Annotated in this window: 26 protein-coding genes; 14 read left to right on the top strand and 12 right to left on the bottom strand. The window is 71.3% G+C overall.

Annotated elements, in window-relative coordinates:
- Positions 1–29: 29 nt before the first annotated feature.
- On the bottom strand, positions 30–704 hold the full coding sequence (locus ACZ67Q_RS06075) for an SGNH/GDSL hydrolase family protein (RefSeq protein ID WP_471177005.1): 675 nt from the start codon (positions 702–704) through the stop codon (positions 30–32).
- A gap of 514 nt (positions 705–1,218) precedes the next feature.
- On the opposite strand from ACZ67Q_RS06075, the gene ACZ67Q_RS06080 reads away from it, so the two are divergent.
- Positions 1,219–1,569, top strand: coding sequence for a MerR family transcriptional regulator (locus tag ACZ67Q_RS06080; RefSeq protein WP_471177007.1), 351 nt, complete (start codon positions 1,219–1,221; stop codon positions 1,567–1,569).
- A 152-nt stretch (positions 1,570–1,721) separates the two neighbouring features.
- Positions 1,722–1,916, top strand: coding sequence for an antitoxin (locus tag ACZ67Q_RS06085; RefSeq protein WP_471177009.1), 195 nt, complete (start codon positions 1,722–1,724; stop codon positions 1,914–1,916).
- Between the two features lie 72 nt (positions 1,917–1,988).
- Here ACZ67Q_RS06085 and ACZ67Q_RS06090 read toward each other — a convergent pair whose 3' ends face one another.
- The gene (locus ACZ67Q_RS06090; protein ID WP_471177012.1) at positions 1,989–2,681 is read right to left on the bottom strand and encodes a winged helix-turn-helix transcriptional regulator; all 693 of its coding nucleotides are present in this window, start codon (positions 2,679–2,681) and stop codon (positions 1,989–1,991) included.
- A 61-nt stretch (positions 2,682–2,742) separates the two neighbouring features.
- Between ACZ67Q_RS06090 and ACZ67Q_RS06095 the strand changes: the two genes are divergently transcribed.
- A complete protein-coding gene (locus ACZ67Q_RS06095; RefSeq protein WP_471177014.1) occupies positions 2,743–3,528 on the top strand; it encodes a class I SAM-dependent methyltransferase in 786 nt (261 codons plus the stop codon).
- A 16-nt stretch (positions 3,529–3,544) separates the two neighbouring features.
- Here ACZ67Q_RS06095 and ACZ67Q_RS06100 read toward each other — a convergent pair whose 3' ends face one another.
- From ACZ67Q_RS06100 to ACZ67Q_RS06125, 6 genes are all read right to left on the bottom strand, one after another.
- The gene (locus ACZ67Q_RS06100) at positions 3,545–4,192 is read right to left on the bottom strand and encodes a TetR/AcrR family transcriptional regulator (RefSeq protein ID WP_471177016.1); all 648 of its coding nucleotides are present in this window, start codon (positions 4,190–4,192) and stop codon (positions 3,545–3,547) included.
- A 288-nt stretch (positions 4,193–4,480) separates the two neighbouring features.
- Positions 4,481–5,155 (bottom strand): response regulator, encoded by a 675-nt coding sequence (locus ACZ67Q_RS06105; RefSeq protein WP_471177019.1) that lies wholly within the window; start codon positions 5,153–5,155, stop codon positions 4,481–4,483.
- Positions 5,152–6,450 (bottom strand): sensor histidine kinase, encoded by a 1,299-nt coding sequence (locus tag ACZ67Q_RS06110; protein ID WP_471177021.1) that lies wholly within the window; start codon positions 6,448–6,450, stop codon positions 5,152–5,154. The genes ACZ67Q_RS06105 and ACZ67Q_RS06110 overlap by 4 nt, the downstream gene beginning before the upstream one ends.
- A gap of 35 nt (positions 6,451–6,485) precedes the next feature.
- Positions 6,486–7,346, bottom strand: a complete 861-nt coding sequence (locus tag ACZ67Q_RS06115; RefSeq protein ID WP_471177024.1) for an ABC transporter permease — start codon at positions 7,344–7,346, stop codon at positions 6,486–6,488.
- Positions 7,343–8,281, bottom strand: coding sequence for an ABC transporter ATP-binding protein (locus tag ACZ67Q_RS06120; RefSeq protein ID WP_471177027.1), 939 nt, complete (start codon positions 8,279–8,281; stop codon positions 7,343–7,345). Before ACZ67Q_RS06120 ends, ACZ67Q_RS06115 begins: the two co-directional genes overlap by 4 nt.
- A 373-nt stretch (positions 8,282–8,654) precedes the next feature.
- Positions 8,655–9,659: a hypothetical protein gene (locus ACZ67Q_RS06125; RefSeq protein WP_471177030.1), complete on the bottom strand. Its 1,005-nt coding sequence runs from the start codon at positions 9,657–9,659 to the stop codon at positions 8,655–8,657.
- Between the two features lie 350 nt (positions 9,660–10,009).
- On the opposite strand from ACZ67Q_RS06125, the gene ACZ67Q_RS06130 reads away from it, so the two are divergent.
- From ACZ67Q_RS06130 to ACZ67Q_RS06145, 4 genes are all read left to right on the top strand, one after another.
- Positions 10,010–10,783 carry a polysaccharide deacetylase family protein gene (locus ACZ67Q_RS06130; protein ID WP_471177033.1) on the top strand — a complete coding sequence of 258 codons (774 nt, stop codon included), beginning with the start codon at positions 10,010–10,012 and terminating at the stop codon, positions 10,781–10,783.
- 519 nt (positions 10,784–11,302) lie between these two features.
- Entirely contained in the window at positions 11,303–12,469 is a 1,167-nt protein-coding gene (locus ACZ67Q_RS06135; protein WP_471177036.1) for a Cmx/CmrA family chloramphenicol efflux MFS transporter, read from the top strand.
- Positions 12,470–12,714: 245 nt separating this feature from the next.
- Positions 12,715–13,455, top strand: coding sequence for a class I SAM-dependent methyltransferase (locus tag ACZ67Q_RS06140; RefSeq protein WP_471177039.1), 741 nt, complete (start codon positions 12,715–12,717; stop codon positions 13,453–13,455).
- Between the two features lie 30 nt (positions 13,456–13,485).
- Complete coding sequence (locus ACZ67Q_RS06145; protein ID WP_471177726.1) at positions 13,486–14,475, top strand: phosphotransferase family protein; 990 nt, start codon at positions 13,486–13,488, stop codon at positions 14,473–14,475.
- A gap of 103 nt (positions 14,476–14,578) precedes the next feature.
- Here the strand turns inward: ACZ67Q_RS06145 and ACZ67Q_RS06150 are convergent, their stop codons facing one another.
- Positions 14,579–15,202: a TetR/AcrR family transcriptional regulator gene (locus ACZ67Q_RS06150; RefSeq protein ID WP_471177041.1), complete on the bottom strand. Its 624-nt coding sequence runs from the start codon at positions 15,200–15,202 to the stop codon at positions 14,579–14,581.
- Positions 15,203–15,267: 65 nt separating this feature from the next.
- Here ACZ67Q_RS06150 and ACZ67Q_RS06155 point away from each other — a divergent pair, with 65 nt between their 5' ends.
- Positions 15,268–16,881 carry an FAD-binding oxidoreductase gene (locus ACZ67Q_RS06155; RefSeq protein WP_471177043.1) on the top strand — a complete coding sequence of 538 codons (1,614 nt, stop codon included), beginning with the start codon at positions 15,268–15,270 and terminating at the stop codon, positions 16,879–16,881.
- A gap of 278 nt (positions 16,882–17,159) precedes the next feature.
- On the opposite strand, the gene ACZ67Q_RS06160 is transcribed toward ACZ67Q_RS06155, so the two are convergent.
- Complete coding sequence (locus ACZ67Q_RS06160) at positions 17,160–18,056, bottom strand: NmrA family NAD(P)-binding protein (protein WP_471177045.1); 897 nt, start codon at positions 18,054–18,056, stop codon at positions 17,160–17,162.
- 68 nt (positions 18,057–18,124) lie between these two features.
- Here ACZ67Q_RS06160 and ACZ67Q_RS06165 point away from each other — a divergent pair, with 68 nt between their 5' ends.
- Entirely contained in the window at positions 18,125–18,964 is an 840-nt protein-coding gene (locus ACZ67Q_RS06165) for a LysR family transcriptional regulator (protein WP_471177048.1), read from the top strand.
- Between the two features lie 241 nt (positions 18,965–19,205).
- Positions 19,206–20,195: an aldo/keto reductase gene (locus ACZ67Q_RS06170; RefSeq protein ID WP_471177050.1), complete on the top strand. Its 990-nt coding sequence runs from the start codon at positions 19,206–19,208 to the stop codon at positions 20,193–20,195.
- Between the two features lie 81 nt (positions 20,196–20,276).
- Here the strand turns inward: ACZ67Q_RS06170 and ACZ67Q_RS06175 are convergent, their stop codons facing one another.
- Complete coding sequence (locus ACZ67Q_RS06175) at positions 20,277–21,377, bottom strand: ABC transporter substrate-binding protein (protein ID WP_471177053.1); 1,101 nt, start codon at positions 21,375–21,377, stop codon at positions 20,277–20,279.
- A 257-nt stretch (positions 21,378–21,634) separates the two neighbouring features.
- Here ACZ67Q_RS06175 and ACZ67Q_RS06180 point away from each other — a divergent pair, with 257 nt between their 5' ends.
- Positions 21,635–22,918: an ATP-binding protein gene (locus ACZ67Q_RS06180; protein WP_471177056.1), complete on the top strand. Its 1,284-nt coding sequence runs from the start codon at positions 21,635–21,637 to the stop codon at positions 22,916–22,918.
- 14 nt (positions 22,919–22,932) lie between these two features.
- Here ACZ67Q_RS06180 and ACZ67Q_RS06185 read toward each other — a convergent pair whose 3' ends face one another.
- Positions 22,933–23,571: an HD domain-containing protein gene (locus tag ACZ67Q_RS06185; RefSeq protein ID WP_471177058.1), complete on the bottom strand. Its 639-nt coding sequence runs from the start codon at positions 23,569–23,571 to the stop codon at positions 22,933–22,935.
- Between the two features lie 135 nt (positions 23,572–23,706).
- Here ACZ67Q_RS06185 and ACZ67Q_RS06190 point away from each other — a divergent pair, with 135 nt between their 5' ends.
- From ACZ67Q_RS06190 to ACZ67Q_RS06200, 3 genes are all read left to right on the top strand, one after another.
- The gene (locus ACZ67Q_RS06190) at positions 23,707–24,681 is read left to right on the top strand and encodes a GlxA family transcriptional regulator (protein ID WP_471177060.1); all 975 of its coding nucleotides are present in this window, start codon (positions 23,707–23,709) and stop codon (positions 24,679–24,681) included.
- Positions 24,682–24,796: 115 nt separating this feature from the next.
- Positions 24,797–25,225: an NAD(+)--rifampin ADP-ribosyltransferase gene (arr, locus tag ACZ67Q_RS06195; protein ID WP_471177062.1), complete on the top strand. Its 429-nt coding sequence runs from the start codon at positions 24,797–24,799 to the stop codon at positions 25,223–25,225.
- 712 nt (positions 25,226–25,937) lie between these two features.
- Complete coding sequence (locus ACZ67Q_RS06200; RefSeq protein WP_471177065.1) at positions 25,938–26,579, top strand: hypothetical protein; 642 nt, start codon at positions 25,938–25,940, stop codon at positions 26,577–26,579.
- Positions 26,580–26,663 lie beyond the last annotated feature (84 nt).

Here is a 26,663-nt window from a genome sequence, read left to right on the forward strand (position 1 = left end):
GGGGCCCGCTCACGCACGCCTCGCCGGCGTCATGGCGTGGCGCGAGCCAGGGTGGCGGCCAGTGCCCTGACCATCTCGCTCGCCATGACGGCTTGGCCCGATGTGGAGAAATGGATACGGTCCGCACTGAGCAGATGCTCCCGGGAGTTGACCGGGTGGTCCCACATGTCGACCACGACGGCGTCGTACTCGTCGGCAACGGCGCGCGTGAGGTCGTTCAGGGTGAGCACACGCTCCGTCCAGTCCGGGAAGACCGGCACGACGTAAGAGCGCCCGAGGGTGAACACCGTGAGTTGCGCGCCCGTGCCGGCCGCCAGGTCGTACATCCGGCGCAGGTCGCGCTCGATCCGCCCGAAGTCCGGGGAGCGGTGCAGGAGGTCGTTGGCGCCGCACGGGATGTGCAGCAGGTCCGGGGCGAAGTCCCGCATGCCGCCCATCTGGTGGTCGAGGGTGTCGAGCGTCGTGGCACCGACGGTTGCCGTGTTCCGGTAGGCCAGCCCGGGGCGCACCTGCCGCAGGACGTGCGCGAACCGATCCGGCCAGCCCTGATTCCCGTAGCCGACGCTCTCGTCTCCGGTCCCGGCGGAGAGGCTGTCGCCGATCACTCCGTAACGCCGCCATGGAGCGTCGAACAGCATCGCCGCAGCGTCGAGGGTGGCCAGGCAGAACGGATCGGTCTCCTCGGTGAAGGATCCAGCAGTCATAATCAAAGAATGCGGTCGGCCGTATGTAATGTCAACGTGCAGAGTGGGTCTCCCTGTATCGGACGCGTGTGCGAGAGAAGGTCGTGGATCGGCCTTGAAGAAAATCTGTCGCGGCGACAGTAGACATTGGTCCGTCGTGCGGTTACTGTTCTGGTGTACTCAGGAAGTCGAAGAGGGCGCGGCAGACACGTAACTGCCGCGCCGGCAGGTCAAGCAGGAAACGGCCCCTGGGGCCGCGAGCAGTACCAGCAGTACAACCGAGTAATCGAAGGTAAGGAGCAGAACGCCATCAGGATCGCCCGGGCGAGGAGCAGTCCGCCCGGGTACCGCAGGCCCCGGATTGGAAGGTGGTCCCCGGTCACGCATCCGCGATCCCCGCAGCCCGGCCTTTCGGCCGGAACCTGTGGACACAAAAGCCCGGCGTGGTTTGCCGGTAGATGGTGTTGAAAGCTCGGGGCCCGGGTGCCAGGACGGCACCCGGGCCCCCCGACGCGTCCCTCGAAAGAAGAGGTCTATGCCCCGTAGCAGTACCCGCGCCGTCAGTCCTCTCGACGACGACGACTATCCCGCCTACACCATGGGCCGCGCCGCCGAGATGCTCGGCACGACCCCCGCCTTCCTCCGGGCCCTCGGCGAACACCGTCTGATCACGCCGCTGCGCTCCGAAGGCGGCCACCGCCGCTACTCCCGCTACCAACTGCGCATCGCCGCCCGGGCCCGCGAACTCGTCGACCAGGGCACCCCCATCGAGGCCGCCTGCCGCATCGTCATCCTCGAAGACCAGCTCGAAGAAGCCCAGCGCATCAACGAGCAACTGCGCGCCGGCCAAGTCGTCGCGCCGCAGCCGAAGACCGCCACCACCTGATCGACGCACGAAGGGGCACCGGCCTCGCGCCGATGACGCCAGTACGGCTTGCCGGCCGTTACGCGCATGCCGGGCGAGGGGCGTGGAGTGAAGGGCGGAGCTGTGGGTACTTGCGGCCGGGTACGACCCACGCATCATCGCGGGAGGTATCCATGGGCAAGCTGGGAGACCTGGCGAACAAGGCCAAGGAGATGGCGAAGGGCCACCCGGACCAGGCCGACAAGGGCGTGGAGAGCGCCGAGCGGTTGATCGACGAGCGTACCGGCGACAAGTACGACGCCCAGACGGACAAGGCCGCGGACGCGGTGCGCCGCTCCTACGGAAGCGGCGGTGCCGAACAGCGCTGACCCGCAACCCCGGCCCCCGGCCCCCGACGCGTCACGTGCGGGGCCAGGGGCCGCTCCTTTCCCGGAGCGGAACTACGCGCCCCCGCCGCCCGGCGTCCGCCACGCGAACCAGCCGGCAAACTCCGCGACCAGTCGCGGCTCGCCGTCCAGCCGCAGGAGCCCCGCCCGCCGCGCCCCCTCGAGTGTGCTCGTACCGGCGACGAGCCGGTGCATCTCGGCCAGGTCGGCGCTCACCCATACGTCCACGTCGTACCCCGGATGCACCCGGCACGCGCTCACGTCGTCCCCCGAGCCCCGCCCCGACAGCACCAGCCACGCACGTTCGTCCGGCACCGCGCCCCCGTCCCGCCGGAGCACGAACTCCACGACCACCCGCCGCCCCGGCAGCGTCTCGGACCGCACGTACTGCCGCAGCCGCCACAGCAACCACCCGGCGTCGAGCTGCTCGCGCACGGGGTCGCCGAAGGACCAGCGGCGCGCCCAGTCGCCGAGCTGCCAGACGAGCGGTTCGAGCGCGGCGCCGGCGGCCGTCAGCCGGTACGCGGGCCGCCCGGCGTCATCCGTCACGCGGGCCACGAGCCCGTGAGCGCGCATCCGGCGCAGCCGCGACGAGAGCAGACTCCGGCTGATGCCGGGCAGTCCACGGTGCAGGTCGTTGAACCGCTCCGAGCCGAGAAGCAGTTCGCGCAGGACGAGCAGTGTCCAGCGATCGCCGACTGCCTCGACCCCGGCCGTTACGGGGCAGTACTCGATTCCGCGCCGCATCCGACCCCCTGGTCCAGATCTTGTACCACCCCGGCACCCCCGACCATAGGACGCTCGAAGCGTGACCTTCTCGAACACTTCCACCTGGGCGGCCGGCGACTACCCCGCGATGGCCCGCCTTCTCGTCCCCGCCGCGGAACGGACCGTCGCAGCCGCCGCGCCCGGTCCCGGCACAACCGTCCTGGACGTCGGTACGGGCACCGGAAACGCCGCCCTCGCGGCCGCCCGCACCGGAGCCGTCGTGACCGCCGTCGACCCCACGCCGCAGCTCTTGGCGGCCGCCGCCGACCGGGCGCGGGAGGAGGAGCTGCCGGTCACGTTCCGAAGCGCCGACACCGCCTGCCTGCCCGGCACTTACGACCGCGTCGTCACCGTGTTCGGCGCCATGTACGCACCTGACCACGCCGAGGCCGCCGCAGCCCTGGTACGCGCCTGCGCCCCCGGCGGGCGCATCGTGTCCGCCGCGTGGACGCCGGACGGTCTCATGGCCGCCGCGAACCGGGCGATCGCCGCCTACCTGCCGACCCCGCCGCCCGGCGGCACGCCGCCCGCACGGTGGGGCGACGAGGCGTACGTCCGCGCGCTGTTCACCGCTCACGGCGCCGCCGTGATGTCGGCGACGACCGGGCATGTGCCGTTCGCCTTCGACTCGCCCGTCGAGGCGGCCGAGTTCTGGGTCCGCACCGCCGGTCACCTCCAGGTCGAGCGCGACCGCCTGGAGGCCGAGGGCGCCTGGCTCGCCCTGCACCACGACCTCGCCGACGTCTTCGCCGCACACACGGCAGCCGACGGCACAGTACGGGCGGACTGCGCGTACCTGCTGGCGGAGATCGATCCCCGCATCTGACCCGGAGGACGGATCCTCACGACGAGGATCTGTGAATCACGCGATCCAGGAGTGCGGCGTCCAGAGGCGGGCGGCTGAAGGTGATGTGCGGGTTCCGCAAGCCGGCCACGAGGACATCGAGGTGCCGTTCCCAGGCGTCGGGCGCGAGCGTGTCGGCCGTGGCGATGACGCCTCGCAGCCCCCACACGGCGGCGGCGATGTCGGACAGGGCGACGTCGGCGGCCACCGCACCGGCTTGTTTGCTCTGCTCCAGCAGGTCGGCGGTGAGGGCGTAGATGCGTTCACGTTGTGCGGGGGACGCCATCTCGCCGAACGCATCCGGCAGGACGCTGTGGCTGAGGGCCAGGTGGAGGCCGACGGTGCGCAGGAAGCGTTCCAGCTGCTGGTCGACCGGCAGGCTGGGGATCTGCTCGGCGTGGGCCAGCAGCCGGTCGTAGAAGGCCTCGGCCAGTCTGCTGCGCAGGACGTCAGGGGTGGGGAAGCGCTGGTAGAGCGCGGCCGGTGTGAGCCCGGCCTCGCGAGCGACCTGGGCCATGCTCGCCAGCGGACCGAGCTTGCGCATCGCTGCCGCGATGTCCCACAGCGTCTTCTCCTCACCGGCTTGTGGGAGCCCCTCGTCCGGGGTGTCCGCCGTCATGCCGTCGTCATCCGATCGCTCACGCACACCGACTCCGCTCGATACACATCTCGTCCCCATGACCCTAGGAGAAATCACCACAGATCTGACATAGGCCAGGATCCGCCGATCGGTGGCCTCTCGCCGCTTGCGGGCACGCGTGGGCGCGCTCGCAGTGCACCGGCCGGCCGAGCCCGTGGGCGGCGGGCAACGGCCGCGGGGGCCACGGTGGCCGTCCCGGTGGCAGCACCACCGTCGAGCCCGCTGCCGGATCCGTCCTGTCGCCGATGGCACTGTGCACCGCGCCGTCGTCCGGAGCGGCTTGAGTGGCCATCCTCAGACGGTGTCTCCCTGTGGCCGGGTCAGGCCGTGGTCGTAAGCGAAGATCACCGCCTGGATGCGGTCGCGGGCGCCGATCTTGGACAGGACGCGCCCGACGTGGGTTTTCACCGTGGACTCCGCGAGGACGAAACGGCCGGCGATCTCGCTGTTGCTCCAGCCCTTGCCGATGGCGACGAGGATCTCGCGCTCGCGGTCGGTGAGGGAGGCCAGCCTCAAATCCTCGGCGCAGCCGTCGCCGGGGGGTGGCACGAGGCGGGCGAACTCCTTCAGGAGGCGGCGGGTGAGCGTGGGAGCGATCACGGCGTCTCCGGCCGCCACCGCGCGGATGCCTGCCAGGAGCTCGTCGGGGCGGGCGTCCTTGAGGAGGAACCCGCTGGCTCCGGCGCGCAGGGCGGCGTACACGTACTCGTCGATGTCGAAGGTGGTCAGGACGAGGACGCGGGAGCGGTCACCGGCGGCGACGATCCGGCGGGTGGCCTCGATGCCGTCCATCCCGGGCATGCGTACGTCCATGAGGACGACGTCGGGACGCAGTTGGGCCGCCATGCGCACGGCTTCGGCTCCGTGCCCGGCTTCGCCGACCACCTCGGTCTCGGGCACCGACTCCAGGAGCATGCGGAAGCCGTACCGCTGGAGCGGCTGGTCGTCCACGATCAGCACGGTCGTCACGGGGCACCGTCCTGGGGGGTGAGGTCGAGGTCGGCCCGTACCGTCCAGCCGGCGCCCGTGGGGCTCGAACTGACGTGACCGCCGTAGAGCGCCGCTCGTTCCCGCATGCCCACCAGGCCGTGTCCTTCCTCGTTCGCCGTGCGGGGACGGCCGGCCGTGGCAGGCGGCCCGGAGTCCTGGACGGTGACGGTCAGCCGTGTGTCCTCCACGACGACGGCCAGGTTCGCAGGCGCGCCGGTGCCGGCGTGTTTCAGGGTGTTCGTCAGGGCCTCCTGCGCGATGCGGTAGACCGTCAGCTGCACCCCGCTGTCGAGGGCGTCGATGTCCCCGGCCGTACGGTAGACGACCTCCAGGCCCGCGGCGCGCACCGCCTCGCACAGCGCGTCGAGGTCCGTGACACCGGGCTGCGGGCTCAGCTCGGGCTCGGCCGTCGAGCCGTCGGCCTCGCGCAGGACGCCGAGCACTCGGCGCAGTTCGCTCAGGGCCTGACGGCCGGTGTCCCCGATGAGGTGCAGGGCCTCCTTGCCCCGTTCAGGAGCGGCGCCTGCGGCATAGGCTCCCGCGTCGGCGAGGGTGATGATGACGGACAGGTTGTGGCCGACGATGTCGTGCATCTCCCGGGCCACCCGGGCCCGTTCGGAGGCGACAGCGAGTCTGTCCCGCTGGTCGCGTTCGATCTCCAGCCGTGTCGCGCGCTCGCGCAGCCCGGCGAGCTGGGCCCGCCGGATACGGATCACCATGCCGAGGGCGAGTGCCGCGGTCGCCGTGCTGAGCAGGAAGAACTGCGCGTCCCAGACCGACATCGCTCCCGCCGCCCGCGCCGCGACCAGGCTCAGCGCACCCGCTGTGACGGCGCAGGCCCAGGGCAGCTGCCGCAGCCGCCCGTGCAGGGCGAGGCTGTACAGGGCGACGAAGAGGGCGACGTCCGCGCGGAGTGCGGCGCCGAGGGACCACTGCAGGACGAACACCGCCGTGACGGCGCCGAAGGCGACGGCGGGTGCCCGGCGGCGCCACAGCAGCGGCAGCACCAGCCCGGCCTGCAGGGCGAGCATGCCCGCGACCGGCAACCGGGTGAACACCAGACGGAAGCGGCGCGGGCCGTCGCCGTCGCCGGCCCCGCCGATCACGCCGACCGCGTGCAGCAGGTCCGGCAGGCAGAACAGCAGGAAGACAACGACCACCACCGCGCTGTCCAGCACCCACGGACGCGCCCGGTCGGCATGCCGGAGGCGCTGGCCGGCCCGGCCGAGCCGGGCGACCAGCGGTCCCATCCCGCTGAGATCTTCGGTGGTCATGGAGGTCACCGGACCATGATGCGGGTGGCTGCCGCTCAGACGTCGCTGCGCAGCAGCCGGTACGCCGCGCCGGCCAGCGCCAGGCCCGTCCAGCCGAGGAAGACCAGCAGTCCGGCGACCGGCGACAGGGTGGTCGTGTCGTGCGTCAGGGCGAAGAGTGACTGGCCCGCGTTGCTGGGGAGGTAGGGGGCGATGTCTCCCTGCCACGAGCTGGGCAGCAGGGAGACCAGTCCGGGCACGAGCATGAGGGCGGCGACCAGGACGGAGATGCCGCCGGCCACCGACCGCAGCAGCGCGCCCAGGGCGGTGCCGATGACGCCGACCAGACCGAGGTAGAGCCCGGCGCCCAGCAGGCTGCGGACCACGCCGGCATGGCCGAGGCCCATGGCGGCGGGCGTGCCCGAGACGATCCGGCTGCCGATGAGGAAGGCGACGAACGCGCCGGCCGTCGCGATCACCAGCGCGACCAGGCCGAACACCGCCGCCTTGGACCAGAGCACGGGCAGCCGGCGCGGCACCGCGGCCAGTGTCGAGCGGATCATGCCGGTGGAGTACTCGCCCGCCGTGACCAGCACGCCGAGCACACCGAGGGCGAGCTGAGCGAAGTTCGTGCCGAAGAGGGACAGGCTCACCGCGGTCGAGCTGGCGAAGTCACGCTCCATGGGCCGGCCGGAGCCGAGGCCGGACTTGTAGTGGCTCGCCGCGATGACGCCGAAGGCGACGAGGAACAGCAGGCCCAGGCCGAGAGTGATCCAGGTGGAGCGCAGGGACCAGAGCTTGGCCCACTCCGAGGACAGCACGCGCCGTCCGGTCACCCGGTGGACGGGCCGGGGCGCGGCGGCCGCGGCGGTCCCAGGTGTCTCAGGGGTCTGGGGGGTTGCCGTGAGGGTGCTCATGCCGCGCTCCCGGAGGTCTCGGTGCCGGTCGTGGAGCCGTGGTACTCCACGGCGTCCCGGGTCAGTTCCATGAACGCCTCCTCCAGCGACACCGCCTTGGTGGTCAGCTCGAACAGGGGGATGGCGTGCTCGGCCGCCTTCAGGCCGATCTCGCGGGCGGAGAGCCCGCTCACCTGCAGCTCCTCCGAACCGATGCGTCCGGTGATCTCCACGCCCGGCCCGGCCAGCACGTCCCGCAGCCGTGCGGGGTCGTTCGTCGCGACCCGCACGGTGTCACCGCCGGCCTCGCGGACCAGGTCCCGCACGGTGGTGTCGGCCAGGAGTCGTCCCCGGCCGACGACGATCAGGTGATCGGCCACCAGCGCCACCTCGCTCATCAGATGCGAGGAGACGAACACCGTGCGCCCCTCCGCCGCGAGGGAGGTGAGCAGATTGCGGATCCACAGGACGCCCTCGGGGTCCAGCCCGTTGACAGGCTCGTCCAGCATCACGGTCTGCGGGTCGCCGAGCAGGGCGGCCGCGATGCCCAGCCGCTGGCCCATGCCGAGGGAGAAGGCACCGGCCCGCTTGTTCGCGACGCTGCCGAGACCGGCGAGTTCGACGACCTCGTCGACCCGGCGGCGCGGGATGCCGTGGGTCAGCGCGAGGGCACGGAGGTGGTTGCGGGCCGAGCGGCCGGGGTGGATCGACTTGGCCTCCAGCAGCGCGCCCACCTCCTGGAGCGGCGCCTCGTGGCGGGCGTAGCGCCGGCCGTTCACCGTGACGGAGCCCAAGGTCGGCGCGTCCAGACCGACGATCATGCGCATCGTCGTGGACTTGCCCGCACCGTTGGGCCCCAGGAATCCGGTCACCGTGCCCGGCTTCACGGTGAAGTCCAGACCGTCGACGGCGGTCTTTTCCCCGTACCTCTTGGTGAGCTGCTGTGCCTCGATCATTGGCGTTCTCTCTCTCGGGCTCCGGCGCCCACAACGCCCGGCGCCTCCTTTCTCACGCTAGGTCCAAGATCGGCCGGATCCGGTGGTACCGGGAGATGAACCAGGTCGGGCGGGTGGTACCGGGGTACTACGGCAGCGGTGCTCCGGCGCGCGTCAGGCGCCGTCGGCGAGGGAGGCGACGATCGATCGGACCGTCTCCTCGGTGATGCCGGGGTGGAGGAACGCCAGGCGGGCGACGAACCTTCCGGTGCTGCCCGCACTCACCCGAGAGCTGCACGCGTCGTCGGATGACGGCCGCCTCCTGAAGGGGCTCACGGCACGCAGTACGCGCAGCTGGGACGCAGCGGTGTGAAGGCCGGCCGCCTCGTCGCCGTCAGGTGCGGAAGCCGACGTGCACGTGGTCGTGATGGGTGGCGTCGCTGAAGAACTGGCCGGGGCCGCCGCCCGACAGCAGGACCGGGCCGCCGACGTTGTAGGACCCGGCCGCCGCCGCGTCCCGCATGAACCGTTCGAGCAGGCTCCGCGGTGTCGCGGGATCGACGACCGCGTGCCCGTCGATCCGCCACACGTCGAAGGCGCGGCCGTGCGGATGGTCGCTGGGCCTGCTCGTGCCGAACACGTCCAGTGGGTGTCCGGAACGCACCACGCTCACCTCCAGCCGGTACGTCCGCGCCAGCGCGAGCATCGCCTTCGCCACACTGGTGTGCACCTGACCGCTGCGCAGGTCCGCGGCCGCGGCCGGCGGCAACACGATCCGGTCGTCGGACAGCACGGCCCGGACATCCGGCGCCAGTGACCGGACGGCCGGCCCCGGGTGCGCCGGGTGCAGGGCGTCGACCGTCCAGCCGGACCCCGACCGGGCCAGCCGTACGTCGACCGTCGTCCCCGCGGCGACCACCCTGCCGCCGTGCCGGATCCACTGCCGGCACACCACCAGCACGCTGGCGGACCGCGACAGGATGCCGCCGTACTGCGCGTCCACGACCTGCAGCGCGGCCTGGTCCGCTGCCGGCAGCAGCGGTCCCGCCTGGCCGACGAGGGCCGCCGGCAGCCCTAGCCCGGCCACTCTCGCCCGCGCCGCAGCCGTCCCGCCCTGCCCCTCGCCCCAGGCACCGATCGCCTCCACCACCTGCACGGCCCGCAGCTTCGCCGCCGGCTGCACCTCCGCGGACGTGGGCCGCCAGGGCGTGGTGTGCGGCAGAGCGGGGGAGGGCGACGGCGTACCGCCGCCGGTCGTGGACCTCTGGGACGGGTGCGACGGGCACGCGGCCGAGGCGGTACGGGCGGAACACGCCGCGCCGACCACGACACCGGCGAGGGCCGCCAGCACGGTGCGGCGGCCGGGTGGAGGAGCGGCGGGCGCACGAGTGTGGGTCATAAGGCCCAGTGTCCGCCGCGCGGCGCAGGCCCGCCGCGCGCCGGAGCGACGGCCGGCCCGGCCGCTCCCCCTGAAACGGGCCGCCGCACCACGGGCGTGCCACCGATGAACCAGTCCTGTGCCCTCCCGGCCTCCGGACGAAGCGAGCGCGCATGTCCTGCGTTTTTCAGACGAGTTGGACAATCGGACCGGACTCCGGCCGTTGCCGGCCGCCGAGTTGTCGGCGACCCTTCCCGGAATTGTCCGTGATCGGTAACAGACGGATCCGCAGGCACCTTTTCCTCGTCCTGTCAGGTGGTCGCACAGCGGCCGACGGCGGTTGAGGAACCCAGGGGAAGCAGGGGGCGGACATGGCGCGTCACAGCGGCGGACGGGGCTGGTACGGCAGGACGGTCGGGGCGGCACTCGGGGTGACGCTGCTGGCTGCCGGTGCCGCGGTGTGGACGGCGCAGGCCGATACCGCGGACCGCACTCCGCCGCGGGCGTCCGTGCCGGCCAAGCCGGGCGCTGCCCCGCAGGCGGTGGCGGCGACCATCGCGCACTCCTCCGACAAGGGTCCCCGTGGTGTGAACATCACCATCGACGACGGCCCCGACCCAGTGTGGACCCCCCAGGTGCTGGACGTGCTCGAGAAGTACGGGGTGAAGGCCACGTTCTGCATGGTGGGGACGCAGGCGCAGGCCCACCCGGACCTCGTCAAGAAGGTGGTCGCGGCCGGGCACCGGTTGTGCGACCACTCGGTGTCGCACGACACCACCATGGACAAGAAGTCCCAGGCCTACCAGTCGCAGGAGATCCTCGACGCCGAACGCATGATCACGGAGGCTTCCGGTGGCGTGAAGCCGATGTACTACCGGGCGCCCGGCGGGGCGTTCACCCCGTACAGCCGCACCCTGGCCGCCTCCCGGGGGATGCGTCCACTGGGCTGGAACGTGGACTCCAAGGACTTCGAGCGGCCGGGTACGAACGCGATCGTCGCCACCGTCGAGCGGGAGGTGCCCAACGGGCCGACGATCCTGTTCCACGACGCGGGCGGCGACCGTTCCCAGACGGTCGAAGCCCTGCGCCAGGTCCTGCCCTGGCTCAAGGGGCAGGGCTATTCCTTCGGCTTCCCCGTGCGCTAGGTCATCGTCCAGGCAGGACATCAGCGGGCGGCCGCAGCCACGCGTCCCCGCGTCGGCGGCGCCGGTACGCCAGCGTCAGCACCGCCGGCAGCGGCCCCCACAGCACCAGCGGGCGTAACAGCAGGAGAACCACAGGCTCGCGACTTTCCTCCCGTCGGAAAGAGATGCCATTGACGCCCCTGCGCTGCACAGCCGATTCCTCAGCGACGTGCTTCCCAGGATCCGGCAGGATGCGCGGGTGAGCGGTGTTGCCGTCGCGGGCGCCGGTGAGCAAGGTGCCCCGCACATCGGCGAGAAATGCAGGTGCCTCGGTGGGCGCGAGCCGGGTAGCGTGCAAGCTGTGTCGAGTCCTGAGTCAGACAGGGTGGGGGCTTTCGGTCACGCCGTCAGCCCCCTGCACCACTGAGTCCGTAGTCCCGCCGCCCCGCCGCGTGCTACGGCCGGACGCGTGTGCCCCTCGGGGCTGACCGCGGTGACGAGATGACCTTCTCGTGCTTCTCCTCACCTCGGAGCCACTCGATGCCTTTCCCGCTGTACCTGCTTGCCCTGGCGGTCTTCGCCATGAGCACCTCGGAGTTCATGCTCGCCGGCCTCCTGCCGGACATCGCTTCGGACCTCGGCGTCACCGTCGGGGCAGCCGGCATGCTCACCTCGGCCTTCGCGATCGGCATGGCCGTCGGTGCCCCGCTCATGGCAGGGATTGCCCGCCACTGGCCCGCACGGTCGAGCCTGTTCGGATTCGTCGTGCTGTTCTCGGCAGCCCACGCCGTGGGCGCCGCCACTTCGAGCTTCCCGGTGCTGTGTGCGACCCGGGTGGCCGCAGCGCTCGCGAATGCCGGGTTCCTCGCCGTCGCTCTGACGACTGCCACCACTCTGGCCCCTGCTGACCAGAAGGGACGCGCACTCGCCGTACTGCTGTCGGGCACCACCGTGGCCACCATCGCCGGCGTCCCCGGCGGATCGGCGCTCGGCACATGGCTCGGCTGGCGAGCCACGTTCTGGGCCGTCACCGTGCTCTGCGTGCCCGCGGCCGTCGGCATCCTCACCGCAATCCCGGCGCGACGCGGGCCCAAGAACCCGGCTGGCGGACCGCCGCTGCGAGCGGAACTCGCGCAGCTCAAAAGTCCGCGGCTGCTCCTGGTCATGCTGCTCGGCGCGCTGGTGAACGCGGCCACCTTCGCGAGCTTCACCTTCCTCGCCCCGGTCGTGACCGGCACCGCCGGGCTGGGCGAGCTGTGGATCCCGGTCGTCCTGGTGCTCTTCGGCGCCGGATCCTTCGTAGGCGTCACCGTCGCCGGGCGGCTGTCCGACCGGCGCCCGGGACTGGTCGTCGCAGCCGGCGGTCCGCTGCTGCTCATCGGCTGGCCGGCCCTGGCCGTGCTGGCCGACCGGCCGGTCGCTCTGCTCGCCCTCGTGTTCGTCCAAGGCGCGCTGTCGTTCGCCGTGGGCAGCATGCTGATCACGCGGGTCCTGTACGAGGCGTCCGGAGCCCCCGCCCTGGGCGGTTCCTACGCGACCACGGCTCTCAACGTCGGCGCCGCCACCGGACCTCTCATCGCGGCGACCACCCTCGGCGACCTCGGACCGTTGTGGGCAAGCAGCTTCCTCGTCGCGGCCGCACTGCTGGTCGCGTTCCCCTTGCGCGGTGTGCTCGTGGCCGAACGGAGCAGCGAGGCGCTCCAGTGAGGGATACGAACACTCCGCCGGTGCGCAGCATCAACTTCGTTCGCGGGAGGCGGGGGTCACGGTGTTGTGGCGGTTCAACGCCGTCGACTTTGAGGACGTGGACGGATGCGGAGACGAGATCAAAGGGTGCGAGGATCACGGCTCGTCCGGCGGATCATGGGCCGAGCCGGGGACGGACCGAGGCGAGGGCCGGCCGGTGCCCTAATCGTGTTGACCGCCTTCGGCAGGCATGCTGGAGTCGGCACGTGGACAGCATCCCCGCCAACCGGCGGTTCTGGAACCAGATCAGCAGCGCCTACCAGCACGAGCGCGATCCGCAAATCGGCGCCACACCCCGGCTGTGGGGCATGTACTCCATCCCTGACGCGCACCTGCAAGCCCTGGGCGACGTCACCGGCAAGCGCGTCCTCGAACTCGGCTGCGGCGCCGGCCAGTGGTCCAGGGCGCTCGCCGCCGAGGGTGCCACGGTGGTCGGGCTCGACCTGTCGGAGGCCCAACTCGCCGCGGCGGCACGCGCGATGGGAGCGGCCCGCTACCCGCTGGTGCAAGGCGCCGCCGAACAACTCCCCTTCGCCGCCGGCAGCTTCGACCTGGTGTTCTGCGACTTCGGTGGGCTCAGCTGGGCGCCCCCGCATCTGGCCGTCCCGCAGGCCGCACGCGTCCTGGGCCGAGGCGGGCGCCTGGTGTTCAACGTGGCCAGCCCATGGTTCGAAGCCTGCTACGACGAAGCCAACAGCCGGGTGACCACGACGCTGCAGAAGGACTACTTCGGGCTGAACAGCATCGCCGAAGACGCCGGCGCGACCAGCTATCAGCTCACCTACGGCGACTGGGTCAAGGTCCTGCGCGGCGCGGGTCTCGTCATCGACGACCTCATCGAGCCGCGGCCCGAACTCGGAACACCCAACGGCTACAACGAAACCGACCCACCCGACTGGGCACACCGCTGGCCGGCGGAACTGCTCTGGGTAACCCACAAACCGTAAGCTCCGCCGCGCCGAGAGGTGGTGCAGAACGTGGCTCTGAGCGCAGTAAGGCGGGAGCAGTTGGCGGCAGCGGCGCGGGCCGCGTTCGGCCGGGGGCGGAGGCTGGAGGGGGTCGAGCGAGTTGCCGGCGGCAGCAAGAAGGGCGTCTACCGCCTGCTGCTGGACGATGCCACGACTGCGATCGCGTATCTGTGGGACGACGAGGAGAACTACTGGCCGGCGACCGAGGGCGACGACGACCTTGCCGACACGTTCTCGCCCGGCCTCGGGCTCGACTTGTTCGAGTCCGCGCACGCGCGTCTCGACGCGCTCGGCGTCCGCGTCCCGGCGATCCGTCACGTGGACCGCGACGGCACCCACTGTCCGGCCGACCTCGCGATCGTCGAGGATCTCCGGGGTGAGAGCCTGGAAGCACTGCTTGCCCGGGACCCGCGCGCAGCGGCCCCGGTCATGGGGCGCCTCAGGGAGGCCCTGGAGGCGATGCGGCACCATCGGGCTGTCACCTACGGCAAGGTGGCCGTCGTGGACGCAGGCGCGACGTCGCTGGGGACCTCGTGTGAAGAGGTCGTTCTGGCGCGTGCGCGGCGGGACCTCGCCGAGGGGGCGTCGCGTGATCGGCGGATCGAAGATGCCCGTGACCGGGTGGAGGAGCGGCTGCGGGAGCTGGCAGACGCGGTCCGGCCACGGGCGGAGTACTCGGTCGTGCACGGCGAGATGGGGCCCGACCACGTGCTGGTGGACGCGGCGGCAAGGCCCGTACTGATCGACATCGAGGGTGCCATGTACTTCGACGTCGAGTGGGAGCACGTGTTTCTCCGCATCCGCTTCGGCGACTCGTACAGGTCTCTGGCAGCGGACGGACTGGACGAGAACCGGCTTGCGCTGTACACGCTGGCGCAGCGGCTGTCGCTGACGGCGGGTCCACTCAGGCTGCTCGACGGGGACTTCCCCGACAGACGGCTCATGGCGGGTATCGCCGAGCACAACTTGAAGAAGGCGCTCCAGCTTGTCCGCTCGTGAAGAACGCCGGCTACGCGAACGGCATCACGGGTCAGGGGGAGAACCCTTCATCTGACGTGGCACAGGCGGAGGGCCGGCACCAACCATCCGAGCGGCCCGGACGTCACCGGATCCGAGGATCCAGCACCGCCAGGATCCGCTGGAATCGCGCGGTCATGTCGTCAGCGCTCTGCTCGGGGTGGTGCCGCCACCAGGCGACCGCGGCGCTCACCGTTCCGTACCAAAGATGCGTGGCGAGGTCGGCGTCGAGTGGTTCGTCGGCCTGGGCGGAGTGAAGGAATTCCGCCACGCCGACCGCGCCCATGCGGTTGAGCCTCCGCCGGTACCCGGCCGCCGCGGAATGCAGGTCACCGTCCGGCGGCAGAGTCGGGTCGTACACGAGCTGCCAGTCGTGCACGCGTGACTCGAGCGCCCGGAAGACGGCCCGCAGGGTTCGCACAGCGCGCGTGATGTCCGGCGGCCCCTGCTGGGCGGATTCAACGGCCGCGACGAGGCGGGCTCCGGCGGAGTCCAGGCAGGCCAGGTAGAGGCCGTCCCTGGAGCCGAAGTACTCGTAGATCATCGGCTTGCTGATGCCCGCGCGCGCGGCCACCACCGCCGTCGACCCGCGCGCGTAGCCCCGGCTGCCGAATTCCTCGGCCGCCGCGTCCAGGATCAGCCGTTCCCGCTCTTTTCGTGGCATCCCCTTGGTGCCGACCGTGCGCGGGGCGTTCTGCTGCTTGCTCATGCTGCCATCCCCTGCAAATGTGACTGTCTGGTAACTTACCCTGCGTTCAGATAGGCGGTGTGCCGGTGCACAGCAAGACGCGCTCATGGTGGGGATGGGGAAACGTCGAGGACGCCGTAACGGCCGATGAGCGTGCAGAACTCACCCGTCGCACCGCGGAACTGCTGCCGGGTGCGGACCTCACCGTGCACGAGGCCCCTCCGGTCGAGTCGTTCGGCGTGGGCGCGAGCAGGGTCCGGGCGCCGCGGGCGCTGGCGTCCATCGTCTCGGAGGACGTCCGCGACCGGCTCGCGCACAGTCACGGCCAGGCATTCCGCGATGTCGTGCGGGCACTGCTGGGGAGGCTGCCCCATGTACCCGACCTCGTCGTGCGCCCCACATCGGAAGAGCAGGTCGTGGACGTGCTCGACTGGTGCAACGACGCCGGCATCGCCGTCATACCCTTCGGCGGCGGATCCTCGGTGGTCGGAGGCGTCGAACCCCGCGTGGGCGACGAATACGCCGGCGTGGTCAGCCTCGACCTCACCTCGATGGACCGGGTTCTCGAAGTGGACACCACCAGCCGCGCCGCGCTCGTCCAGGCCGGGGTCTTCGGGCCGCATCTGGAAGAGCAGTTGAGGCCCACGGGGCACACCCTGCGCTTCTTCCCTCAGTCCTTCGAGTTCTCCACCCTCGGCGGCTGGCTGGCTACCCGGGCGGGGGGCCATTTCGCCACGCACCTCACCCACATCGACGACCTGACCGAAGCCATGCGGATCATCACCCCTTCCGGCGTCGTCGCCACCCGCCGGCTCCCCGGCTCGGGTGCCGGACCGTCCCCCGACCGGCTGTTCCTCGGCTCCGAGGGGTCGCTCGGGGTGATCACCGAGGCCTGGGTCCGCCTCCAGGAACGGCCCCGGTGGAGGGCAGGCGCCTCGGTGGGCTTCGCGGACCACGACGCGGGTGTACGGGCCGTGCGCGCCCTGTCCCAGTCCGGACTGGACCCCGCGAACTGCCGGCTCCTGGACCCGATGGAGGCGCTGATCAACGCGGGCTCGTCGACCGCAGTCCTGCTCCTCGGCTTCGAATCGGCGGACCACCCCGTCCACACCTGGATGGATCGCGCGCTCGAGCTGTGCCGGGACCACGGCGGCACCCTGACCGAGCCGCCGCGCGGCACCGGGACCGCGGACCGGGCCGCGCGCACCGCGGCCGCCGACGCCTGGCGCTCCTCCTTCGTGCGCATGCCCTATCACCGCGACGCGCTGGCCGCCCAGGGCATGATCGTGGAGACCTTCGAGACGGCCTGCACCTGGGACCGGTTCGACAGTCTGCGCGCGGCTGTGGACGAGGCGGCGCGGGACGCCATGCGTCAGGTCGGTGCCGTGGGTGTGGTGACCTGCCGGTTCACCCACGTCTATCCCGACGGCCCCGCCCCGTACTTCGGCATCTGCGCGGCGGGAGAATGGGGCAAGACCGTGGAGCAGTGGGACGAGATCAAGCAGGCGGTGTCCGAGGCGCTGATCTCGAGCGGCGCCACCATCACCCACCATCACGCGGTGGGCCGCGACCACCGGCCGTGGTACGACCGGCAGCGCCCCGACCTCTTCGGCTCCGCTCTCCAAGCCGCCAAGACGGTGCTCGATCCGGCGGGGATCCTGAACCCCGGGGTGGTGATCGACCCCCTGCGCGACCGCTGAGACAGCGCTGCCGGGAGGCGGCAGGCGCCGGGCCTGCGGCGGCAGCCTCGGCCGGAGGCCGGCGCACGCGGTGGGCCACCGTCGGGAGCAGGTGACGGTCGGCGAGGACTCCTTCCAGCTGATGGCGACGGCGGCGCTCACCCCTGAGACCGCCACCGCCACCGCCACCAGCTGACGGCGTCGGCGGCGCTCACACGTGGACCGACCGCTGCCGGCTGACGGTGAGGGCGGCGCTCGCCCGGGGACCGACCGCTAGCCGCTGACGGTGAGGGCGGCGCTCACCCGTGGACCGCCGGCTTGAGAACCTCCTCGCACCATTCCCGGAACGTCGTGCGACCCGCGTTCGCCGGAGTGCGTCGCACGCCGTCGTCCAGGCCGTCGCCCTTGGCGCGCACCATGTCGACGAACGCCTCGGCGATCTCGGGAGCCGTCCCGCGGGCGAGGAGCCCGGCGCGTACGACCTCGAGCGACTGCCGTTCGTAGCGGACCGGACGGCCGAGCACCTCGGACATGACACGCGCCATGTCGTCGGCCGACAGGTCCTCGGGGCCGAGCACGGGGACCTCGCCCGTGCCGGTCCACGAGCGGTCGAGGAGAAGGCCGGCGGCGGCCTCGGCGATGTCCCGGGTGGCGGCGAGGGGCGCCTTGCGGTCGGCGGCGAGGGGGCCGGTGAACACGCCGTCGTCGCGGATCGACGCCGCCTGCCACAGCAGGTTGTCCATGAAGGTGGGGTTGGCCAGCGCGCGGTGGGCCACGCCCGTACCCGCGATGAGGTCGTCCATGGCGAGGGAGGCCGTCACCTGTCCGGCGCGGTCGGCGACGGGGGTGCCGCGCCCGAGCGCCGAGACGCCGACGACGTGTCCGACCCCGTGGGCCGCGAACGCCTTCGCGGCGGGCCGGGTGAAGTCGACGTACACCTCGTCCAGGCTTGACGCCCGCAGGTTCGGCGGGGCGAGCCAGAAGACGGCGTGCGCGCCGGCGAAGGCCCGGTCCACGACGTCGGTGTCGCCGTGCGAGCCGGTGACGACGTCCACGCGCGACCTGACGTCGTCGGGGAGCCGTGCGGGATCGCGCACGACGACGCGCAGTTCTTCCCCGTGAGCGGGGGCCCGGTCGAGCAGGATGTCCAGCAGCCGGGCGCCGATCTGTCCGGTGGGAGCGGTGATGACGATCATGTGTCGAGTCTCCGTGCCGTCCCCTGCGGCGGTCCAATACCTTCCCCGACGATTGATACCGTGAAGGTATGGATCTGGATCTGCGCAAGCTCCGCTACTTCGCCGCGGTGGCCGAGCACCGGCACTTCGGCCGGGCGGCGGAACAGCTCTACATCGCCCAGCCGGTGCTCAGCCGGCAGATCAAGGCGCTCGAGCAGGAGCTGGGATGCGCGCTGCTGGTGAGGACCACCCGCAGCGTGGAGCTGACCGCGGCCGGCCGGCAGCTTCACCAGGAGGCGCAAGAAATCCTCGCGGCGGTCACCGCGGCGGTGCGGCGCGTTCACGACGCGGACCGGGGTGTCCAGCGGCTGGTGATCGCCTTCTCTCCCGGGCTGCACGTCTCGGACGCGATCCGGGCGTTCGGCGAACGCCACCCCGAGGTGGAGACCGACGTCGTGCCGGCGCGCTGGTGGGAGCAGGACGCTCCGCTCCGGGACGGCCGGGCCCAGGTCGGGTACCTGCGGCGGCCGTTCGACGACACCGGGCTGCGCACGATCCCCATCGGCAGGGAGCCGAGGGTCGCCTGCGTACCGGCGGCGCATCCCCTGGCATCCCGCCCTGAGGTCACGCTCGGCGATCTCGGCGGAGAGCGGATGCTGGACGCGCCGACCCGGCGGACCTCCTCACTGGAGGAGAAGTTCGAGCTCATCGCCCTGGGACGCGGCATCGCGCTCGTCCCGCTGAGCGTCGCGCGATCCTACTCACGTGAGGGTCTCGTCCATCTCCCGGTCACGGACGCCCCGGACCTGGAGACGTGCCTGGCTGTCTGCGCGGACCGCCGGGAAAAGCTGCTGCGCGACTTCCTGGACATCGCCACCGCGACCCTGCGCCGTGATCCGCAGGGCGGACATCCGAGCGTGCCGCACTAGCCCTTTCCGAAGATCAGCACCCTAACGCACCCCCTCGCATGGAAAGGGAACGGCAGCTTCAGCGGTCAGCTTGCGCTGGAGTGCGCTCCAAGTCGTAGCGTCGCAGACACCGGGGCGCGAGGCCCGTGCCGCCCGGTGTCTCTTCCGGGATGCCGGGCGGTGTAATCCGTCGCTGCATGGATGAGGGACTTCGCGTCGTCCGAACGATGAACGAGTGTGCACGGAAAGGCTGGGACACGACATGCAAGAGCGCAGTCTGCGGGAGCTTCGGGTATCGGCGATCGGCCTGGGGTGTATGGGCATGTCCGCCTTCTACGGATCGGCCGACCAGGAGGAGGGGAGCGCGACCATCCGGCGCGCCCTCGACCTCGGGGTGAATTTTCTCGACACCGCCCAGATGTACGGACCGCTCACCAACGAGTCGCTCGTCGGCGAGGCGATCAAGGGGCGCCGTGATCAGTACGTGATCGCGACGAAGTTCAACTACCGGATGGATGACGCCGTACCCGGCGACATCAGCACGGTCGGCCCGCAGGACGGCTCCGCCGAGCACGTCCGCAGCTCGGTCCACGGCTCGCTGCAGCGCCTGGGAACCGATCACATCGACCTGTACTACCAGCACCGGGTCGACCCGAACGTGCCCATCGAGGAGACCGTCGGCGCGCTCGGGGAACTGGTCGCCGAGGGCAAGGTGCGCTACATCGGGCTGAGCGAGGCGAGCGCGCAGACCATCCGGCGCGCCCACGCCGTGCACCCGGTCACCGCGGTGCAGAGCGAGTACTCGCTGTGGTCACGGGATGTGGAGGCCGAGGTGCTGCCCACCTGCCGTGAGCTCGGGATCGGCTTCGTGCCGTACTCGCCGCTCGGCCGCGGTTTCCTCGCCGGCCGGTTCACCTCGCCGGACGATCTGGACGCGAACGACTGGCGCCGCCAGAACCCGCGCTTCCAGGACGACAACCTGGAGGCGAACCAGCGGCTCGCGGCCAAGGTGAAGGAGATCGCGGCGGAGAAGGACGTGACGCCGGCCCAGCTGGCCATCGCCTGGGTGCTGGCCCAGGGCGAGGACCTGGTTCCGATCCCGGGCACCAAGCGCCGCACCTACCTGGAGCAGAACGCCGCCGCGGTCGACATCGTGCTGACCCACGACGACCTGGCCCGCATCGACGCGGAGCTGCCCGAGGCGGCGGGGGAGCGGTACGACGAGGCGGGCATGCGATCCGTGAACCGCTAGGGTCCGTCGTTCCGATCAGGCTGGCGGTGAGGCGCGGGGCACCCCGCGGTGGCGTGCCGTGGGAGAACGGTCCGGGCGCTCTCAGCCGGCGTGCAGGACCCGGAAGCGGCCGGGGTCCGAGGGGTCCCGGTCGACGACCTGGACGGGCGGCCATGCCCATTGCCACACGCTGATGCCCGGAACGCGAGAGAACTCGATCCGCCCACGGGTGCCGTCGACGGCGACGCGCGGCCAGGCTTCGGCCAGGCGGGCCCGGCCCGTGCCATGGGTGCGCAGGGCGTCGGCGAGGACGGTGATCGTGTCGTAGCCCTCGAAGGCGACGAACGAGGGCGCCTGGCCGAGCCGTTCGCGCAGCGTCTTCTCCACTCGTGCGCCGAGGGGAGTGAGGTGTTCGGGCAGGTAGCGCAGGAAGGGGACTGCGGTGCCGTCGTCGCCCAGCAGGGCCGCCCATTCGGCGAACTCCGGCTGCCCGGCCGGTGCACCGATCATGATCTCGGCGAGCCGCTGGTCGCGGCGGACGGACGTGACGATCGGTACGGCCGGTTCGGGGTGACCGACCAGAAGGAGGAGGGCCGCCGGCCGATGGGCGGCCAGTTCGTCGCAGACGGCCGAGGGAGTCAGCTCGCTCAGGTCGAGTTCGGTGACGGTACCGCCGTGGGGAGCGAGGTACTCCCGCAGCAGGCGGGTACCGGTCGCCCAGTAGACACTGGGCTGAGTTGCCACGGCGATGCGCCTGCGGCCCGCGCCGAGGAGGAAGTCCGCGTAGATCCGCCAGCCGTGCGACTGCGCCGGGCACAGGCGCGCGACCCGCTCCGTCGGCTCATCGGTCAGCGCATCGAGAACCGCCGACGAGCACAGGTACGGCAGGCCGAGGGCGTCGGCCCTGGCGGCAGCCGCGCGCGCCACGACGCTGTGATACTCCCCGGCCAGCGCGGCCACGCCCAGCTGCGCCAATTCGTCCACGGCCGCCGCGGCCCGCTGCGGATCAGCCGCGGTGTCCCTTACCACCAGTTCGAGCGGCCTGCCGCCCACACCGCCGGCGTCATTGGCGTCGCGCACCGCCAACTTCATGCCCGCCAGCAGGTGTTGACCTGCCTCGACCCAGCCCGGCCGGGTCAATGGTGCGAGAGCGCCGATCCGGACGGACGAGCCGCCAGTACGCGTGTCTGCCGCTGTGATCATGAAGCGGCAGCGTAGCCACACCATTTGGAGAAATCGAGCACTGGTGCGTACAGGCCGGCATGCGGGGTGTGGCGGGGCTCTCTGCCCGTCTGGTGACGCTGCCTGTCGTGCCGACCGAGCGTAAGACGCGTCAGGGAGCAGTCAACGACTTCTTGGTCGGTTCACCGGCTTCGTCTTGTCCATGATGGAGCACGCCGGTGCTGTCACGGGCTCCCTACTCTCAGTGCTTCACGGCCATAGGCGAAGGGCGGCACCCCATGGACTGGTTTGTCCGCGACTACCGCGAGGACGACCTGGCGGCGGTTGTGCACTTGATCGACACCACAGCTGAACTCGGCCAGGAGTCCGTCTTCTCCTTCGCCGAGTGCATCGCCGCACTGACGGCCAGGGAGCCGGCTGTCGTCGCCGTTCACGGCGGCGCGGTGATCGGTTCGGCGCTCGCCTGCCTGGCGGGGGAGCGTGCCTGGGTGATGCGTATCGCTATCGAGCCCGTCTGGCGCGGGCGGGGGCTGGCCAGCGCGCTGCTGCGGGAGCTGGAACGGCGTCTGGTGGCAGCCCGGGTGCAGCGCGTCGCGTATGTCCTGCCCACGGAGGAGCTGCTCGGCGAGGGGCTGACCAACGCGGGTTACACGAGAAGGCCCGCTGTCGCGTACTACGAGCGCGTCGAGCCGCCGACCGGCCCGATGGCCCACTCCCTCGACGAGCTGGGCGGACAGTGGCTGCCGAGTCACCTCTGGGACGGGGTGGCCGGGATGAGGGCCGAGAAAGAGCTGATCGAGCGACGCGTGGTGATGCCGCTCGCGCAGCCGGAGCGCGCGGCCCGGCACGGGGTGCGGCCGCCGCGGGCGATCACCCTCTTCGGGCCGCCCGGCACGGGCAAGACCACCTTCGCGCGGGCCGTGGCTTCGCGCCTGGGCTGGCCGTTCGTCGAGCTGCTTCCCTCCCGCCTGGCGGACGGTGGCAACCTCGCCGCCGCGCTGCGCGCCGCGTTCACCCGGATCGCGCAACTGGAGCGGGTACTCGTCTTCATCGACGAGGTGGAGGAAATCGCCCCGGTGCGCGGTGGGGGGACACCGGCGGGCATGCACGCGGTCACCAACGAGCTGCTCAAGCTCATCCCCGGTTTCCGGGAACGTGACGAGCGGCTGCTGGTCTGTGCCACCAACTCGGTCCGCTCGCTCGACCCCGCCTTCCTGCGCCCGGGCCGCTTCGACTACGTGATCCCGATCGGCACCCCGGACCCGGAGGCGCGCCGAGCGATCTGGTCCCGCTACACCGAGGACCGCACCGACGTCGACCTCGACACGTTGGTGAAGGCGAGTGATCTGTTCACCCCGGCGGACATAGAGCAGGCGGCACGGGCCGCCGCCCAGGCCGCGTTCGAACGAGACCTGTCCGCGGGCGACACGACACTCGCCGACGACCGGGCCGGAGCGACCACATCGGACTACCTCACGGCCATCGACCAGTGCCGCCCCACGGTGACCCGCAGCATGATCGAGGAGTTCACCGCCGACATCACCGCACACGCCCGGTTCTGAGCGCGGCCGCCGGGTCACCGCGGCCAGGGAGCGTCGTTGATGCGCTCCACCATCGACGTACGGCGGAATCCGGGAACGAAGTGTTCCAGGACGTCCGCGTTGACGGTCCCGTAAGTGGTGTCGGGGCGGTCCTTGAGGCCCTCGACGAACGTCTGCAGGAATTCCCTCTTGAAATCCCCGCGCGGGTGAGCGGCGACGATCTCGTCCAGCTGGTCGCTTTCGAGTCCGTCCAGCCCCCAGCCGACGGCGTCGGTCAGCACGCCGTGGTTCATCGCGGCGATCTCGGGACCCATCCGGCCGGGAATTCCGGGCGTCGTGTGCAGGGCGATCGCCAACCAGACCACCTCGGTGGCGGTCGTGGAGAACCCGCGGTCGCGCAGGAATTTCCGAGCGTGGTCGGCGCCGTCCAGCTCGAAACGCTGCGGCGTGTCGGAGAACGGGATCAGAAGGCCCGCGTCATGGAACATCGCCGAGATGTACAGCAACTCGGGATCGGGCCGGAGGCCCAGCTTTCGCGCATGGAGGGAACCGAAGAGAAAGACACGCCGGGAGTGGTGGAAGATCAGGGGCGTCGTCCTCTCCCGAAGAAAAGCGGTGGCCTCCGCCACAGCCGGGCTCTCGGGTACTTCCACCCCTGCGATGATGTCGGTCATGATGTCCGTGCTTTCCGATGCGATGCGCTACGAGTGGACCGTGCGTCCAATGTCCACGGTGCCGCCCCTGCGGCTCCCGGCGCCGCCTCGGTCCGGCCATGAATCACTCGAATCCAGTCACCGCAGGACGGCTCCGTGACCTCCGGCACGCATCGGGTCGCGATCCTCGTGTACGACGGCGTCAAACTGCTGGACGTCGCCGGACCGGCCGAAGTTTTCGGGGAGGCGAACCTGCTCGGCGCCGATTACCGGATCGACCTGGTGTCGACCACCGGCGCCGACGTCGCCTCCTCGATCGGCATGCGGATCGCCGTCGACGGCAGCGCGGCCACGGAGCCGGACCCCGACACGTTCCTGATGCCGGGCGGAGACGTCTACCCCCGGGTCCCCGTCACGCGCGACCTGACCGAAGCGGCCAGGAATCTTGCGACCCGGGCCGGCCGGGTCGCGTCGGTGTGCTCCGGTGCCTTCGTCCTCGGCGCGGCGGGCCTCCTGGACGGCAAGCGGGCGACCACGCACTGGAAGATCGCGAGTGAACTCGCCGCCCGGCATCCCAAGACCCGCGTCGAACCCGACGCCCTCCACGTCCGCGACGGCACGACGTACACCTCGGCGGGTGTCACGGCCGGCATCGACCTCGCGCTCGCTCTCGTCGAGGAGGACCACGGTCCCGACGTCAGCCGGGAGGTGGCCCGCTCCCTCGTCGTCTACCTGCAACGCGCCGGCGGCCAGTCACAGTTCTCCGCGCCCCTTCAGGGACCGCCGCCCCGGTCGCCCGCGCTGCGCACGGTCGTCGACCTGGTCACGGCGGATCCCGCCGGCGACCACTCCCTCGCCGCACTCGCCGGGCGTCTCAACGTCAGCACGCGTCACCTCACCAGGCTGTTCCGGGAGGAGCTGGGCACGACGCCGGCCCGGTACGTCGAGTCCATCCGGTTCGACATCGCGAAGTCACTGCTCGTCCAGGGATACACCGCGACGCAGGCGGCGTCCTTGGCCGGGTTCCCGAGTTACGAGAGTCTGCGCCGCGTATTCGCGCGGGAGGTGTCCATCAGTCCCGCCGCCTACCAGCGCCGGTTCGCCACCGCCCGCCGCGGCCAGGACGAATGACACCGGGTCAGGTATGGGTGTCGATCGAGCCGTTGCCGGCTTCGCCGCGCGTTCACGAGTGGCTTTGTGATTCCCTGTTGACCCACCCAGTGCCCAGGCGCCGAAGGAGCAGCCCATGACCAGCGCCCCTGTCCCTTTCCAGGTGTACGAGGCGGGCACGTACCTGCACGGCACGAAGGCGCATCTCGTTCCGGGTGATCTGCTGGTCCCCGGCTACGCATCCAACTACGAGGAAGGGCGTACCTCGCGCCACGTCTATGTCTCCGAGACCCTGGACGCCGCCGCCTGGGGCGCCGAGCTCGCAACCGGTGACGGGCCCGGGCGCATCTACGTGGTGGAGCCGACCGGCGCTCTGGAGGACGATCCCAACGTCACCGACAAGAAGTTCCCGGGCAACCCCACGCGCTCCTATCGCACGAGCGAGCCCGTGCGCATCGTGTCGGAGCTCAAGGACTGGGTCGGCCATTCTCCCGAGCAGATCAAGGCCATGGTGGAGGGGCTGGCCGACCTCCGCCGCCGCGGGATCGCCGAGATCCTCGACTGACGACTGACGACTGACGACTGACCGGCGCGCCGGCGCCGACGCGTCGGCACCCCCACCGGCGCGGTCGGCACGGTCACGTAGGCGAGCGGGCCGTCACCGGGGCCGGCGCGCCTGCGTCCGCATCCCGGGCAGTCGCCGCGCAGCCGCCGGCGGTACGCCGGGCCGACGAGGACCAGAAGTACGGCGCTCCGGCCGGCCCTGGCAGGCGCGCGGGTGCCGACCAGGCAGGCACCGCCGGCCAGGACGGCGAGGGCCGCCAGGAGAAGCTGGACCGCCGGCGCGTACGAGGCGTGTTGCGTCCACGGCACGGTGACGAAGGAACTGGCCGCCAGCGCCGCGCAGATGAGGGTGGAACCCGGACGTGTGGACGCGTAACTGAAGGGCTACCGGCAGCCCTCGGCGCCCCTATGCTGAGTGCGTTCCGCTTCCTGTGCCCACCTCGGGGGAGAGACTCGTGAGCAACTGGAACCCAGGCGGGCAGCCGCCATCAGGGTCGCCCTATACGCCCGGCCCGTATCCGCCGCCTCCGGCCAACGGCGGCCATCCGCCGTACTTCCCGCATCCCCAGCCGCCCCACCCCGGCTTTCCGGTTCCCCCGCCCCCGCCCGGCCCGTTGCAACGGCTGCGTCGACGGGTCGGCCCCATCCACACCGCGCGCAGAGTCTTCAAACCGTCACGTCCGGGCATCGTCGAGGACGCCGCCGTCGCCCGCATGCAGAAGATCCGCACCGCGGTCGGCCTGGGCGCCGTGGTGTGGGTGTCGGTGTCGTACAAACTGGCCCAGTCGATGGGAGACATGGCCTGGGACCGTGTCAACCAGTCATGGATCAGCATGCTGGTGCTGTCGGTCACCTTCCCGGTCGTCGTGGGTGTCCTGCTCGTCGTCGCCGCGCCGTCCGCCCGAGGGGAACTGCTGCGCCGGGCCGCCAGGTCCTTCGGTGCGATCGTCGCCATCGTGGCGGCCGTCGCGGTGTTCCCCGCCTCCGTCCTCACCGGCTTCGTGGAGGGACGCTTCGCGACCGGTCCGGCGATGACCGTGGTCACCTTTGCCGGGATCCTGTTCACCTTGGTCTGGGTCCTGCCGTTCATCGTCTGGGGCGTCGGACTGGCCCTGGTCCATGTCTTCCGCACGGCTGACATTCACGAGACCGTCCCGCCTCTGCTGGCGATGATCGTGGTGTGGGAGATGACGGTCATCGACCTGTTCACGGGTGCGTACGCGGGTGTGCCCGGTCCGCTGCGCGTGCTGCTGGAGCTGGGCGCCCCCGTGTCGGTCACCGCCGTCGGCTTGTGGGAACTGCACCGGCTCCGCGTCCACTACGGCCTCTCGATCCGTGACGTCCTCATGCGATAGGCCGGCCCGGGGGAGCGGAGGGGGCAGGCGCAGGGCCGAGACGCCGGCCGCAACCGGGCCGTCGGGCGCCGCGGCCCGGTTGCG

The sequence above is a fragment of the Streptomyces sp. NPDC036813 genome (assembly GCF_055609245.1).

What these genes read in the sequence shown, in the direction of transcription:
- ACZ67Q_RS06130 (WP_471177033.1), top strand. Translation starts at nt 10,010, where the DNA reads ATGGCGCGTCACAGCGGCGGACGGGGCTGGTACGGCAGGACGGTCGGG.
- ACZ67Q_RS06200 (WP_471177065.1), top strand. Translation starts at nt 25,938, where the DNA reads ATGCAGAAGATCCGCACCGCGGTCGGCCTGGGCGCCGTGGTGTGGGTG.
- ACZ67Q_RS06115 (WP_471177024.1), bottom strand. Translation starts at nt 7,346, where the DNA reads ATGAGCACCCTCACGGCAACCCCCCAGACCCCTGAGACACCTGGGACC.
- ACZ67Q_RS06175 (WP_471177053.1), bottom strand. Translation starts at nt 21,377, where the DNA reads ATGATCACAGCGGCAGACACGCGTACTGGCGGCTCGTCCGTCCGGATC.
- ACZ67Q_RS06110 (WP_471177021.1), bottom strand. Translation starts at nt 6,450, where the DNA reads ATGACCACCGAAGATCTCAGCGGGATGGGACCGCTGGTCGCCCGGCTC.
- ACZ67Q_RS06125 (WP_471177030.1), bottom strand. Translation starts at nt 9,659, where the DNA reads ATGACCCACACTCGTGCGCCCGCCGCTCCTCCACCCGGCCGCCGCACC.
- arr (WP_471177062.1), top strand. Translation starts at nt 24,797, where the DNA reads ATGACCAGCGCCCCTGTCCCTTTCCAGGTGTACGAGGCGGGCACGTAC.
- ACZ67Q_RS06080 (WP_471177007.1), top strand. Translation starts at nt 1,219, where the DNA reads ATGCCCCGTAGCAGTACCCGCGCCGTCAGTCCTCTCGACGACGACGAC.
- ACZ67Q_RS06180 (WP_471177056.1), top strand. Translation starts at nt 21,635, where the DNA reads ATGGACTGGTTTGTCCGCGACTACCGCGAGGACGACCTGGCGGCGGTT.
- ACZ67Q_RS06085 (WP_471177009.1), top strand. Translation starts at nt 1,722, where the DNA reads ATGGGCAAGCTGGGAGACCTGGCGAACAAGGCCAAGGAGATGGCGAAG.
- ACZ67Q_RS06165 (WP_471177048.1), top strand. Translation starts at nt 18,125, where the DNA reads ATGGATCTGGATCTGCGCAAGCTCCGCTACTTCGCCGCGGTGGCCGAG.
- ACZ67Q_RS06160 (WP_471177045.1), bottom strand. Translation starts at nt 18,056, where the DNA reads ATGATCGTCATCACCGCTCCCACCGGACAGATCGGCGCCCGGCTGCTG.
- ACZ67Q_RS06075 (WP_471177005.1), bottom strand. Translation starts at nt 704, where the DNA reads ATGACTGCTGGATCCTTCACCGAGGAGACCGATCCGTTCTGCCTGGCC.
- ACZ67Q_RS06150 (WP_471177041.1), bottom strand. Translation starts at nt 15,202, where the DNA reads ATGAGCAAGCAGCAGAACGCCCCGCGCACGGTCGGCACCAAGGGGATG.
- ACZ67Q_RS06185 (WP_471177058.1), bottom strand. Translation starts at nt 23,571, where the DNA reads ATGACCGACATCATCGCAGGGGTGGAAGTACCCGAGAGCCCGGCTGTG.
- ACZ67Q_RS06090 (WP_471177012.1), bottom strand. Translation starts at nt 2,681, where the DNA reads ATGCGGCGCGGAATCGAGTACTGCCCCGTAACGGCCGGGGTCGAGGCA.
- ACZ67Q_RS06170 (WP_471177050.1), top strand. Translation starts at nt 19,206, where the DNA reads ATGCAAGAGCGCAGTCTGCGGGAGCTTCGGGTATCGGCGATCGGCCTG.
- ACZ67Q_RS06135 (WP_471177036.1), top strand. Translation starts at nt 11,303, where the DNA reads ATGCCTTTCCCGCTGTACCTGCTTGCCCTGGCGGTCTTCGCCATGAGC.
- ACZ67Q_RS06120 (WP_471177027.1), bottom strand. Translation starts at nt 8,281, where the DNA reads ATGATCGAGGCACAGCAGCTCACCAAGAGGTACGGGGAAAAGACCGCC.